This window comes from Verrucomicrobiota bacterium (assembly GCA_019247695.1).
GTDB lineage: Bacteria > Verrucomicrobiota > Verrucomicrobiia > Chthoniobacterales > JAFAMB01 > JAFBAP01.
This window is the reverse complement of sequence record JAFBAP010000159.1, coordinates 71,819-85,320: the sequence shown is the minus strand read 5'-3', so window position 1 is coordinate 85,320 and position 13,502 is coordinate 71,819. Positions and strand designations below refer to the sequence as shown.

Genomic DNA, 13,502 nt, shown 5'->3' with positions numbered 1-13,502 from the left:
CGGAGTTCGGGGTTCGGGGTTCGGAGCGGCAGAGAATGCCACAAATGATACCGGGTGCCGGGTGTGATCGTGGGGAGAGTTCGCGAATGTCAAGCTTCGGAGTTTGCAATTGATCTTCTCGCCGCATTTGCCCGTTATGGAACCTCGATGGCGAGCGTATCGGCTGCGAACGGCGAGCTGCACTCGACACCCGACACTCGACGCTCGCCACTCGGCACCTTGTCCGCAAGTAGGCCCGCCCAGGTGCGCAGGTACGCCACCACGTCATCCCGCTGGTTGCGCTGCAGGTAACGCCGGCCGCCCGGCAACCGGGCCAGGATTTCCGGGTCCGTCAGATCCTCCAGATGCCGCAGGTCGGTGTTGGTCAGCCCCAGTTCAAACAAGGCATCGATCACCCGATCAATCAGGACGCCGGTCTGCGGACAGAAATCGTCGGGAATTTCGCTCCACTCGCTCAGTTTGCGGTGCGCGGTGCGGTGGATGTCCCGGGCGGAAATGCGGGTTGCGGTTTGGGCGAGGTGCCCGCAATTGCATTTGCCGAAGTGGCTCCATTGGTACTCGGCACCGCCGGCCAGGCGGTTCGCGGTCTCGCGCAAGATCTGAACGAGGGCAAAGCTGGGAGTCGCCATTCCACATTCTAATGGCAGCTGCAGCAGGATCAATGACGGACATCGGCCGTGGGCTCGCGACCGGTGACCGGCCGGCGTTCGGTGCGGCGCAAATCGGGCCGGGTGCCGGCGCGGCGACGCCCGGGACCCGTAAGTTTCCCTAGGCGGCCGTTCAAGCCTGCGGTATGGTGATCGACTCCGGTTTCAGTACCTTCGATGTCCCAGCACCTTGAAAAGATCCTCGCCCACGCCGAGCGGCAATTGGTTTCCCAAGGCAAAGGTCAACTTCGTGACCGGCTGGATCTGTACAAGAAGTTCCTGAAGATCGAGGAACACCGCCTGCGCCTGAAGCACTACTCCGGCGGCGGCGGCCTGGAGATTGCGCGGGACCGGGCCGGCCTGCTCGACGTGGTTCTCCGTCATTTGTTCGAGGGCGCCGTGCAAGGGTCCCAGTATGCGGGTGCGACGCCGCCTTTTACCCTGCTGGCGATCGGCGGGTACGGCCGGGGTGAACTGAACCCGTACAGCGACGTCGATATCCTGTTTGTGCACGATTCCGGCCGGGTCAGCCCGGAAGGGGCGTCGATCGTCGAACAGATTCTCTACATGCTTTGGGATGTCGGATTCAAGGTCGGCCACGCCACGCGGTCCATCGGTGAAGCGATCCGCCTGGCCAACGCCGATACCCTGACCAAGACTTCGTTACTGGAATCGCGCTACCTGGCCGGAGACCGGCGGCTGCACTCCAAGTTCCGGCGCGATTTTTTCGAACATTGCGTGCGCGGTCAGGTCGACACCTACCTCAAATGGCGCCTGGAAAACCAGGAGGAACGCCACCGCAAGTACGGCGGCTCGGTGTTCATGCAGGAGCCCAACATCAAGAACGGGTGCGGGGGCCTGCGTGACTACCAGAACATGCAGTGGATCTGCTATTTCCGCGACGGGGTGATGAGCACCGCCAAGCTCGTCGAACGCAAATACATCAACGAGAGCGATCGCCGTACCATCGACCGGGCCTACGACTTTCTCCTCCGGGTCCGGACCGAACTGCATTACCTTTCAAAGCGGCCGGCCGACGTTCTGACCCTGTTTTTCCAGGGCCAGATCGCCAACAAGTTTAATTACCCGCAAAAGAACATCTTGCGGCGCAGCGAAGCGTTTATGCGGGATTATTACCAGCACGCCCGCGCGATTTATCTCACCGCCAAAGGTGTGACCGAACGTTTTCTGCTTCCGCTCACCGTCGAAAAGGAAGAGCGGCCCATCTTCGGTTTTCTGGCGAAAAGGAAACTCAAGACCGAGCATTTTGACGGCTTTTACAGCCATGGCGGCCTGATTTACGCTGAAACCCGGGAAGTGTTTCACGAGGATCCGTTTCGCCTGATGCGCGTCTTTTTACACGCGCAGCATCGGGAGCTCGAACTCAGCCCGGAATTGCAGCAGCTGATCCGGCGCCGGACGCGGCTGGTGAACCGCACGTTCCAATACGCGCGCGCCGCCCGTGAAACCTTTCAGGCCATCCTTTCGCGAAAAGGGCAGGTGGGGCGCATCCTGCGGATGATGCACGAGGTGGACTTTCTCGGGCGCTACATGCCCGAGTTCGGTGAACTGACGTGTCTGGTGCAACACGAGTTCTTTCACCAGTACACGGCCGACGAACACACCCTGGTTTGCATCGAAAAGCTGGATGAGACCGTCGGCACGAAGAATCCGAAGCTGCAGGAATACCAGGAACTCTTTCTCAAATTCGAAGACGCGTACGTGCTCTACCTGGCCCTGCTGCTGCACGACACCGGCAAGGCCTCCGGGGCCAGGCACCATGCGGAGGCGAGCGCCCTCAACGCCCAGAAGGTCGCGGCCCGCCTCCAGTTGTCTCCCGAGCGCCGCCGGCGGTTGATCATGCTGGTCGACCATCACCTGAGCCTGTCGGAAATCGCGCAGCGCCGTAACGTGGAGGATCCGACGACGGTGGCGGAGTTTGCGGAGATTGTCCGGACCCAGGAAAACCTCGACGCGCTCATGTTGCTGACGCTGGCCGACGGGCAGGGGACCAGCGGGCACAATTGGTCCGATTGGAAAGAGTCACTGGTCTGGCAGCTTTACCGCGGCGCGCAGAGCTATCTGCAGGATGCGGAACAATTTTTCAGGCAGCGCCGCATCGAGCGCGAGGATTTGCGGCAGTCGATTGCCAAGCGCATGGCGCGCGATTTCGGAGAGGAGATCGAGGTGCATTTCAACTCGATGCCCGACCGCTATTTCCAGAGCCATAACGTGAACGAGATCATCGGGCACCTGCGGCTCTTCCGGTCCTTTCTGGAAACGAGGTTCCGGGAGCCGGACCAGGCGCTGAGCGCGGTGATCCGCTGGCACAGCAAACCTGACCAGGGCCATAGCGAGGTCTGGATTTGTACCTGGGACCGGGCCGCCTTGATGGCCAAGATCGCGGGCTCGTTTGCCACTGCGTGGATTAACATTTTGAGCGCTGACGCCTACACCCGGGTCGATAGTCTGATGCTCGGCATTTTCCGGGTGTGCGATACCAACTTCCAATCCGTGACCGAGCCGCGCGAACAGCAGCAGGTGGAATCGGTGCTGAGGGCGGCGCTGCAGGTCCAGGATTTTGATTTCACCCCGTTGCTGGAACGGGTCCGCCGCCGGTTCGGGTTTCATGCTCCGCCGGAATTGGAATTTCCGACCAAGCTCATCATCTCAAACCAGATCCATCCGAGCTACACCGTCATCGACCTGCAAACGCCGGACCGGCTCGGTTTGCTTTACGATGTGCTCAAATGCCTGTCCGAACCGGGAGTTAACATCGTCCATTCCCGGATCGCGACGGAGAAGGGGGCGGCCTTTGACACGTTTTACGCGACCGACCTTGAGGGCCGGAAGTTAAGCGAGGATCTGATCGGTTCACACCTGCAAGGTGCGCTGCTGTCGGCTGCAACCGGAGACAGCTCTCGGAAGTATTACGATTGAGAAGGCGTGTGGGAAGGAGGTGTGTGAGGGCAGGAACGATCCCGTGGAACCACCGGCATCCTCACACACCTCCTTCCCACACGCCTTCCAGTGAGATTATTTTACCAGCACGTCATCCGGTATGCGCTGCAGCATAAATTGCTCGCGGCCGTGAACATCCTCAGCGTGGCGTTGGGCGCCGCGGTCTTTCTGGCGGTGCAGATTGTCAATCATAGCGCGACCCGGGCGTTCGAGGCCGGCATTGACGTGGTGGCAGGACGCGCCCATCTGGAGGCTCGCGGCGCGATCCCCGTTCAGCTCTGGCCCCGGTTAAGGAATGTTCCCGGTTGCACGGCGGCAACCCCGCTCGTGGAAGGTATGCTGGCCTTACCGGATTATGATCGCGAATACCTGCACCTGCTGGGCGTGGATCCGCTGACTAATGGTCCGTTTCAGGCTTTCAAGCTGCAACGCGCCCCGGATAAGGGCTTTGACGCTGACGCCTGGTTCGGTGATCCCGCGGCGGTGGCGATCAGCCGGCAGTTTGCTGACCGGCACCATCTTCGGTTAGGCGATCCGCTGCGCGTCCAGGCCGGCGAGCGCGAGGTTACTTTGCGGGTTTCATTTTATCTCGAGACCGGGGACGCCGACCCCCGTTTTGCCGTCATGGACATCGGCTGGGCTCAGGAGTTGCTCGCCCGGCCTGGCCACCTTACCGCTGTGCTTTTCCGCCTCCAGACGCCTCAACACCCTGAAAGCGTCGTCGCGACGCTCCGCCGCCTTTTGCCGAAAGATGTGGTGATACGTTCGCCGGAAGAGCGCAGCGCTCAGGTGGCTTACCTGCTGGCCGGGTTTCAACTTAACCTGACGGCCTTAAGCCTGGTCTCGCTGCTGGTCGGCGTTTTCCTGATCTACAACACCATCACCGCATCCGCCGTGCGCCGGCGTGCCGAGATCGGAATCCTGCGGTCCGTGGGAGGTTCCCGGTCCCTTGTCCGCTGGCTTTTTCTGGGAGAAGCGGCCCTGTATGGAACCGCCGGGTCTGCTCTGGGATGTTTTCTCGGCGTGCTCCTGGCCCGGGGCCTCGTGCGTACGGTCGCCCAGACCATCTCGAACCTGTACGTGCTGACCTCGATCGAGCGCCTTTATCTTCCTGTTTGGGAGATCCCGCTGGTGCTGAGCCTGGGAATCGGTTCGGCCCTGGTGGGAGCGTGGGTGCCGGCGCGGGCCGCCGCGGGGTTGCCCCCGCTCAAGGCCCTTAACCTGCAGGTCGTGGCTGACGACCAACCGCGCCCGCGCCTCGCATGGCTTGCGGTCAGCGCGCTGTTATTCAGCCTGGGGATCCTGAGCAGCTGGCTGGCGTTTGCCTATAACCATCTCGCCGGCTTTGGCGCCGCCTTTTTTACCCTGGCCGGTTTTTGCGCGCTCTCGCCTCTGGTGACTTACACCAGCGGCCGCCGGCTGAGCCGGTGGCTGCGTTCATCCCACGTCTGGCGGCTGGCAGCCCAAAACCTCGTACGCTCCGTTCACCACCACGCGGTTACCGTCGCCGCCCTGGCTTCCGCAGTGGCCATGCTCGCGAGCGTCTCAGTCATGATTTTCTCGTTCCGCGTAACGGTTAATCGGTGGGTTCAGCGGCGGCTGGTTGCCGATCTTTTCGTCACGCCGGCCCAGAACGAGATCACCAGGTTCCAGACCAACGTCGCGCCGGATTTCCTCGAACGTCTGCGGCGTCTGCCGGAGGTGGCGTCGATCGACACTTACCGCGATGAGACCGTGACGGCGGCAGGGAAGCGCGTGTCGCTCGGAGTCGTGATCGGGTCAGCCCGCAGCGTGCCGGAGTTTGTCGGGGGACATGACCGGGAGAAGTTCGCCGATTTCCTCGGCCGCGACACCGTGATCATTTCCGAGCCGCTCGCCCGCCGGTTGCACTTGCGGGACGGCGACCCGTTGGGCATCGTGTCTCCCGATGGTGAACGCCCCTTCCGCGTCGCCGGCATTTATTATGATTACACCAAAGATGCCGGCGTGATTCTTATGCAGCGGGATAATTTTTTGCGCTACTGGCACCGGGAAGGCGTTCATTCGGTCGCGCTTTATCTGCAGCCGGGCGCCACCGCCCCAGCGGTGATAGACCGGGTCCGGCAAGGAGATCCCAGCGCCCGCTTTTATTCCCTGCGGTCGAACGCGAGCCTGCGGCAGTTGGTGAACAAGATTTTCGAGCAGACGTTTGCCGTTACTTACGCTCTGCGGCTGGTCGCGGTGCTGGTGGCCGTTATCGGCATCGTGTTGAACCTGACGGTCCTGGTGAAGGAACGCGGCCGTGAACTGGCCGTCATCCGGTCGCTGGGGGCGCGGCGCCGGCAAGTCCTGGGCATGGTGCTGGCAGAAGCCGCCCTGCTCGGCCTGGTTGCGGTCATGCTCGGCCTCGGAACAGGGTGCGCGCTGGCGGTGGTCCTGACCGAGGTAATCAACAAAGCTTTTTTCGGCTGGACCATCCCCCTGCAACTCCCCTGGGATCAATTGGCGCTGATCCCCATATCGCTTGTACCCGTGTCGGCGCTGGGCGGGCTCTGGCCCGCGTGGCGCGCCGCCAACGCCCCGATCATCAGCGCCATACGCGGATAGAGGTGGAGTTCGGTCACACGGTCACACGGCGGGCATAGCGGGAGAAAGCGGGCACAACGACAGAGTTCACACGGCGAACACGGCGACCACGGCGGGAAGACAAAATTACCCGGCACCCGATGCTCGACCCTTGATTCCCTGGCAAGGATTACGCCGTCTTTGGCCCGGGGGCGGCGGCGGGATTAGTGGTCACTAAAGTCCCCGGTTACCGCCAACCGCCGCCCCGGGGCCAAAGACGGCATAGGTTCCCGGCGTGCCTAACCAGCGGCCCTCATTTGTGGCATTTGCCTTCCCGCCGTGGTCGCCGTGTGAACTCTTACGTTGTGCCCGCCACACCCGCTGCGGCCGCCATGTTCCGCCGAAAGAATGGACCCGGTTACAGGACGGCTCCGAACCCCGAACCCCGAACTCCGAACTCTTACCGTTGTCCGATGGCCATGAAAATTGCTAGAGGTCCCTATGCTCCAACGGTACTTCACCCTTTCTGAACACGGCACGACGGTTTCCCGCGAGGTTGTTGCCGGCCTGACAACGTTCGCGGCGATGGCGTACATCCTTGCGGTTAATCCGCTGATTCTCTCGACGACCGGCATGGATAAAGGGGCATTAATCACGGCGACAGGAATCGCGTCGGCCGTGATGACCATCATCATGGCGCTGGCAACCAATTACCCGATCGCACTCGCGCCCGGCATGGGCTTGAACGCGTTTTTCGCCTTCACCATCTGCGGGGCCAAGCACGTGCCCTGGCAGGCTGCCCTCGGCCTGGTGTTTTACGGCGGCTTGATATTTTTGTTGCTGTCCCTCAGCGGTTTGCGCCGTCGGATCGTCGCCGCCATCCCGTTCGAGCTGAAGCTGGCCATCAGCGCCGGGATCGGTTTCTTCATCGCGTTTATCGGGTTAAAGAACGGCGGGGTCATCGTCGCGAACCCGGCCACGTTCGTTTCTCTCGGGGACCTGTCCCGTCCCGGCCCGGTACTGGTCATTCTCGGGATCATCCTGACGGCGGTTCTTGTCATCCGGCGGGTGCCGGGCGCAATCGTGCTGGTGGTGCTGCTCCTGACGGTGCTCGGCCTTTTTATACCGAGCGGGACTGCCGACTCGATGATCACCGCCCGGCCGAACGGCATTGTCAGTTTACCCGCTTCACTCTCCCCGACGCTGTTGAAATTGGATCTGGGATACTTCTGGCGCAACCTCGACCTCGCGTTTCCGTTGGTGCTGGCACTGTTGTTCGTCGACCTTTTCGACAACATGGGCACCCTTATCGGTGTCGCCAAACGTGCCGGCCTGCTCGATGCCCATGGGCATCTTCCCAAGGTAGGCCAGGCCTTCATGGCCGACGCGTGCGCCGCGATGTTCGGTTCCGTGCTCGGAACCTCTACGGTCACCAGCTACATTGAGAGCGCTGCCGGGGTGGAAGCCGGTGGCCGTACCGGGCTGAGCGTAATTGTCACGGCCCTCTGTTTCGTCGCGGCACTGCTGCTGGCCCCCGTTATTCTCATCATTCCCCCGGTGGCGACGGCCCCGGCGCTGGTGATTGTCGGTGCCTTCATGATGCAGGGTCTCGCCGAACTTGATCTCCGGAATTTTGAGACCACCGTGCCGGCCTTTATTACCGTGCTCGTGATGCCGCTCGCGTTCAGCATCAGCGAAGGCTTGGCGATGGGTATTCTAACCTACGTGATTATCAAGCTGGGGACCGGCCAGGCAAGGCAGATTGGCGTGGTCACCTACGTGCTGGCCGGCCTGTTTCTGTTGCATTTCCTGTTTGGACGGTGATCCGAGACGGCAAAGGGGGGGTGGCGGGCGCAGCGACAGGGTTCACACGGCACCGGTACCGTCCCTTGGTATCCCGGCGGCGCTTGGGTGCGTATATTCAAGGTGATGTGGCCGTGGTTTTTCGGAAGTGCCCGTTGGATGTTTATCGCCATCGGTGTTTTTCTCCTGGCGGGAGAACTCAAGGGGCAAAGCGTAAATGCGGATGGATGGCAAATCGCCGAGCCGGGCTATGTTTTTCATTTTCCGGCTGACCACGGCCCTCACCCGGGTTTCCGCACGGAATGGTGGTATTTTACCGGTAACCTGGCGGCCGGGGACGGACGTGAGTTCGGGTTCGAACTAACCTTTTTCCGTCATGGCTACCGGCCGCCGGACCCCGTTCACCCTCCGCAGTCCCCGTTTGCGACCGGGGAAGTGAAATTCGCGCACTTCACGGTCACCGACGTCGCGGACCACCATTTCCATGCCTATGAAAAAATCAGCCGCGGCGCCTTGGGTGATGCTGGTTACGGCCGCGACGGGACGCTTGTCTGGATTGAGGATTGGCAGGTCGATTACGACGGGAATTTCCGTCTGCGGGCGGCGGCCGGCCAATGCGCCATCGACCTTAAACTCGAACCGCAGATGGCTCCGGTATTGCAGGGCGTCGACGGCTTCAGCCGGAAAGCCGGCGGACCGGGGCGAGCCTCGTATTATTATTCTATTCCGATCCTGAAAACCCAGGGGACCGTTCGTCTCGGCGCAAACGCCTGGACCGTTGCCGGGAGTTCGTGGTTCGATCGTGAATGGGCCACCAACCAGCTCGAACCGCAGCAGGCCGGTTGGAACTGGTTTGCAATCCAGCTAAATGACGGTTCCAGCCTCATGCTCTACCAGATGCGCCTGAAGGATGGCGGGATCGATCCTTATTCCAGCGGAAAATACGTGAGTCGTGAGGGTCAGGTCACCCCGCTTGCCCGGGATGACTTCCAGCTCATTCCCAACCGGTTCTGGCAGCGTGACCGGTCGGCACCCCGCTATCCGATCGGATGGCAGGCAAGCATCCCGAAATTAGGTTTGGAGTTGGCGATCGTGACTCCGGTTGACGATCAGGAACTCAGGCTTTCCTCACGCTACTGGGAGGGATGTATCCGGCTTTCAGGCGCCAAGGCCGGCCAGCCGGTCCAGGGAAACGGTTACATGGAATTAACGGGTTATGGCGGCGCCGTATCCGGGCTGACCTCTCCCTGAAAATGCCACAAATGAAGAGGGTGGCGGGCACGACGAAAGAGTTCACACGGTCACACGGCGGGCGCAACGTAAGAGTTCACACGGCGAACACGGCGGACCACGGCGACCACGGCGGAAAGACAGAATCAACCGCAGAACACGCAGAGAACGCAGAAAAAAGATTACCAGACCCGGCGCCTCTTCATTTGTGGCATTCTCTGCCGCTCCGAACCCCGAGCCCCGAACTCCGAACTCTTTCCCCCTCTTCCCGCCGTGGTCGCCGTGTTCCGCCGTGGCGCCGTGTGATTCTTCTCCGCTGTGTCCGCCGTGCGACCGTGTGACCGTAATCTGTGTCAATCTGTGTAATCTGTGGATGTTTCCTCTTTTCTCAGTCCAATTCCACGACGGCCTGCTGCGGGGTGCTGTCCTGCGTGTAGAAGCGCCAGGTTGCCGTGCCGGCGCCGGTGTCGAGAAGAATCACGTTGGGCGCCGGGGGGCGGATACCGGCCGTTGGGTATTGGCGGCAGTTGAAGCAATGCGCCTTGCCGATACGCTCATGGAAAGCGTTATGGCCCGATTCGCTGAAATGGGCGTGGCCGCTTAAAACGTATTTCGGCGGTGTTTTTCGGACGAATTCGGCCAGGGCCTGGTTGCCCGTATTCGGTCCTGCCAGGGTCGTGCCCCCGGGCGGTTCATGGTGCAGCAGGAGCCAGGGGGGCGGGAAATGTTCACGGAACAAAAACTGGCCGTCGGCGCGGTAAGGCGCGCAGCTTACCATGAGGCTCTCCCCGGAATTGGTGCGAATGATGCGATGGTCCTGGTCGACGGTGATCTGGTGATCGCGGCGCAAGGCCTGCAACCAATGTTCATGCTTCGCAAACCCCTCGAGGAGCGCGACGCGTTCTTTATCGATACCCTGGTGCGGCACGACCATCGGCGCGGTCGAAGGCAGGTCGTGGTTACCGGAGCAGACCGCCAGAACCGCCCCTCGCTTGAGCATCGTCCGTACCCAACCGTGAAGGTAAATAAGCTGCGGCACCACCCCTCCGGGGTAATGCATTTCCATCAAATCTCCGGCGATGGCCACGAGGTCGTACTGGGGCCCGTGATCTAAAAGCCAGTCGTACCATGGCCGGTGAAAGTGAAAATCTGAGGTCAAAAGGAGTTTCACATCGCAAGCCCCAGGTGCGTGAGCATAAGCTTCGGAGTCCGGAGGGCAAGCTTTGACGCATCAAAACGCGGAACTCCGGCGGCCCCGGTGCCCGGGGTCGCAATGCAACCGGCTGCATTTACGAGGTGAGCCCTTTAGGTTCTTACAAAAATGCCAGCAACGGGAATTCCCGGCCAAGCACCTTTTGGGCAGGCGCCTGCATCCATCGTTCAAGGATCGTGGCGTAAACCGAACGAAAATCGACGTTGAAAATTAGGTCGCCCGCATCCAGTTGCTCGAGGCTGGGCTGGCGCCCGTAGAGCCCGGGCCGGATTGCACCGCCCATTACAAAAAGCGGGGCGGCGGTCCCGTGGTCAGTCCCTTTGCTGGCGTTCTCGGCGACGCGTCGCCCGAACTCGCTGAACGTCATCAGCGTCACGCGGTCGAGCAACCCCTTGCTACGCAGGTCATGGCAGAAAGCATCGGTGGCACCGGCGAGTTCACCCAGGAGCCTTTGATGAGCCTCGCCTTGATTGTTGTGCGTATCAAAACCGCCGTGGCTGAGATAATACACCCGCGTGGTGAGGCCGCCCGCAATCAATCGAGCAATCGAGCTCAACGAACGCCCGAGCTGCGTGTTCGGATAGTTTGCTTCGTCTCTGGTCCGCTTCAGGATCGCGCTGATCCGGTCGGCGCCCACCTGCGCATCGAGCGCAACCCGTTGAAGGTAATCCAGGGGCGAGAGGTTGGAATGCAGGGAGCCATTCAAGCCGGCGATGGAACCTCCGGCATTGCCGGCATCGAGTTCGTGGTCCAGGCCGTTGAGTTGTTCGAAGGCAGCCCTTTCGAAGGCGTCACCCACTTTCGGCAGGCCGAGGTGATCCGGCCGTTCAATCGCCATACCGACCGGTTGCTGCGCATTGAATGCCTGCGGCAGTTGTTGGCCCAAGCTGACGCCGACGGTCGGGTCCCCGCCCGAGCAACAATTGTCGAAGTACCGTCCGATCCAGCCTTTGGTTGAAACCCGGTTTGCATCGGAAGCCGTCTGCCAGATTTCGGTGGACCGAAAATGCGACCGGTTAGGGTTGGGGTAACCGACCCCTTGCAGGATTGCCAGCGCTCCTTCGTGGTAAAGATCCGCCAGCGGGGCCAGCGCCGGGTGCAGGCCGATGCGGTCGCTCAGGGGCAAAACCCGGGTTTTGGGAATGCCCAGCGTGGGCCGGGCGCGGTAATAAGCGTCGTCCTCGTACGGGATCAGGGTGTTCAGCCCATCGTTCCCGCCCGCCAATTGCAGGACGACGAGGATGGGATGATCTCGTCCCGTGGGCACTTGCAGGGAGGACGCAGACTCGGCCGCGGCGGCATTCAGGGTCGAGAAAGTGCGTTCAATGAACAGCGGAACCGTCCAGCTGAGCGCCGCGCCCAGCACGGACGTGCGCAGAAAACGACGCCGGGTAAGAACTTCGGGCTGATGTGGCATAAGGAAGGAGGAAGGGTCAACAGAGTTGGAAATTCGGGGTGGCAACCATCAGCGCGACGAGTTCACGGATGGCTTGATCATTTAAAGGCAGGCGCTTGCCGGCAATCAGACCCAGGCATTGTTCCTCAAGGGACGCCGGCAGCCGGCCCGGGCAGAGCCGGTGGCATAGATCTTTGACCAACGCGACGGGTTCATCGCGCTCCCGGCCGGTTACGAGCATTGCCACGTCCAGCGGTGCGATCGGCCTCGCGCCCGGTGGTCTCGGCTGGTTGGGAGCGACGGCCTCCACGGCCGGCTGCCCACCCTGGTTGCTGACCATCGGCGGCGGCTGCATCGTGAACTCGGGCGGCTTTGGTGCGGGCCGGCCCAGGATCAGCTGGCGGCCGATGGCGTAGCGAAACGCCAGGGTCGCCGTGTTGATCCAGGCTGTGCCGCCTTCCCAGCCCTTCACATTGGGAGGGTAGAAGGGAAGCTGGCCCAATTGACGGAGGACATTCGATAACACCTCAGCGCTCGGCACTTCGACCGGCAGCGTCCGGCAGGTCTGCGCAATCCATTGCACCGGGCCTTTGATCTGGCCGTTTCTGCAGGCGTCCGCGTAGAACTCCGTGCTGCGGAAAATGACCCGCAGGAGGGGGTGCAGCTCGAAATTGTTGCGGCGCAATTCGCCGGCCAGATGGTCGACCAGCTCCGGGGCGGCGTTATCGTTGACGAAAAAACGCCAGAGTTTGGTCACCAGAAAGCGTGCGCACGCCGGCTGGCTCAGGATAATGTCGATCACTTGATCGCCGTCCCAAGGTCCCGTCCGGCCTAGAAAGGTTTTTGGCGTTCCGTCGAACTGGCCGGGCATGAACCGGAAAGACTGGTCGACCGGATTGATGCGGTAGCCGGTAAAGGCGCGGGCGGCCTCTTTGACGTCCTGTTCGGAGTAATGCCCTTCGCCGAGGGTGAAAAGCTCCATGAGTTCGCGGGCAAAGTTCTCATTCGGCTTTTCTTTCCGCGATCCGTTCAGATCCAGCCAGACCAGCATGGCGGGGTCGCGCGAGACGGCCTTGGTCAGGTCCCGGAAGCTGCCCAGGGCATAACGCCGGAACGTCCGGTTCTGACTCCACATTTTATAAGGCGACTGCACCTTTTCCATGCTGGTGGCGAAGTGCCCATGCCAGAAGAAGGCCATTTTCTCCACCAGGGGCGAAGGGGTTTGGACCATGCGCTCGATCCACCAGCGGGTGAGTTCCTGCATCTGGCGGTGTGCCTCCTGCCGTTTTTGCTTCTGCAGTTCCCGCTTCTCGAGCAGGTCGGTGGAGTTTCGGATTTGGGCCTCCAGAGCCGAGAAGTGGTCCGGAGTAAGGTCGGGCGACGGGGGTGGCGGGTCCTGGTCCGCCGCCGCAACGGACAAAAACGTTTCCACGGCGCGTTCGGGGCCGAGGCTGGCCAGCTTCTCGAGTTCTTCGACCGATTTCGGTCCGAAACCGGCACGCAGGGCGAGGTGGGCGGCGGCATCCTGGTCCCAGGCTGAAGCAGCGAGTGGAGTCAACATGTTCCTTGAGTTAAACCGATTTTCTGGGACTTTGTTGCGTAGCTGCAAAGCATTGAGGACGTTGAGGAAAGCTTGGCTTAGCCAATCTGACGAGCGGTCAAGGTTGGTCCCGATTCTTCAGACCTGAAGACGCGAAGGGGCGCAAAA

At 61.5% G+C, this 13,502-nt stretch carries 8 protein-coding genes; 4 read left to right on the top strand and 4 right to left on the bottom strand.

The window, feature by feature from the left end; translation table 11 throughout:
- Nucleotides 1-134: 134 nt before the first annotated feature.
- Nucleotides 135-629, bottom strand: a complete 495-nt coding sequence (locus JO015_19235) for a hypothetical protein (protein MBW0001233.1) — start codon at nt 627-629, stop codon at nt 135-137.
- A gap of 195 nt (nt 630-824) precedes the next feature.
- Here JO015_19235 and glnD point away from each other — a divergent pair, with 195 nt between their 5' ends.
- The 4 genes from glnD to JO015_19215 all read left to right on the top strand — a co-directional run bounded on the left by glnD (nt 825) and on the right by JO015_19215 (nt 9,206).
- Nucleotides 825-3,587: a [protein-PII] uridylyltransferase gene (glnD, locus tag JO015_19230; protein MBW0001232.1), complete on the top strand. Its 2,763-nt coding sequence runs from the start codon at nt 825-827 to the stop codon at nt 3,585-3,587.
- A gap of 90 nt (nt 3,588-3,677) precedes the next feature.
- Entirely contained in the window at nt 3,678-6,194 is a 2,517-nt protein-coding gene (locus JO015_19225; GenBank protein ID MBW0001231.1) for an ABC transporter permease, read from the top strand.
- Between the two features lie 459 nt (nt 6,195-6,653).
- Nucleotides 6,654-7,976, top strand: a complete 1,323-nt coding sequence (locus JO015_19220) for an NCS2 family permease (GenBank protein MBW0001230.1) — start codon at nt 6,654-6,656, stop codon at nt 7,974-7,976.
- A 105-nt stretch (nt 7,977-8,081) separates the two neighbouring features.
- A complete protein-coding gene (locus JO015_19215) occupies nt 8,082-9,206 on the top strand; it encodes a carotenoid 1,2-hydratase (GenBank protein ID MBW0001229.1) in 1,125 nt (374 codons plus the stop codon).
- Between the two features lie 367 nt (nt 9,207-9,573).
- On the opposite strand, the gene JO015_19210 is transcribed toward JO015_19215, so the two are convergent.
- The 3 genes from JO015_19210 to JO015_19200 form a co-directional block, all read right to left on the bottom strand.
- Entirely contained in the window at nt 9,574-10,356 is a 783-nt protein-coding gene (locus tag JO015_19210; protein MBW0001228.1) for a metallophosphoesterase, read from the bottom strand.
- A 142-nt stretch (nt 10,357-10,498) separates the two neighbouring features.
- Nucleotides 10,499-11,815: a DUF1501 domain-containing protein gene (locus JO015_19205; GenBank protein MBW0001227.1), complete on the bottom strand. Its 1,317-nt coding sequence runs from the start codon at nt 11,813-11,815 to the stop codon at nt 10,499-10,501.
- Nucleotides 11,816-11,831: 16 nt separating this feature from the next.
- Nucleotides 11,832-13,355 carry a DUF1800 domain-containing protein gene (locus JO015_19200; protein MBW0001226.1) on the bottom strand — a complete coding sequence of 508 codons (1,524 nt, stop codon included), beginning with the start codon at nt 13,353-13,355 and terminating at the stop codon, nt 11,832-11,834.
- Nucleotides 13,356-13,502: the final 147 nt, after the last annotated feature.

Bases quoted from the DNA above. Each gene is read 5' to 3' on its own strand.
- JO015_19235 (MBW0001233.1), bottom strand. From the start codon at position 629: ATGGCGACTCCCAGCTTTGCCCTCGTTCAGATCTTGCGCGAGACCGCG.
- glnD (MBW0001232.1), top strand. From the start codon at position 825: ATGTCCCAGCACCTTGAAAAGATCCTCGCCCACGCCGAGCGGCAATTG.
- JO015_19220 (MBW0001230.1), top strand. From the start codon at position 6,654: ATGCTCCAACGGTACTTCACCCTTTCTGAACACGGCACGACGGTTTCC.
- JO015_19215 (MBW0001229.1), top strand. From the start codon at position 8,082: ATGTGGCCGTGGTTTTTCGGAAGTGCCCGTTGGATGTTTATCGCCATC.
- JO015_19205 (MBW0001227.1), bottom strand. From the start codon at position 11,815: ATGCCACATCAGCCCGAAGTTCTTACCCGGCGTCGTTTTCTGCGCACG.
- JO015_19200 (MBW0001226.1), bottom strand. From the start codon at position 13,355: ATGTTGACTCCACTCGCTGCTTCAGCCTGGGACCAGGATGCCGCCGCC.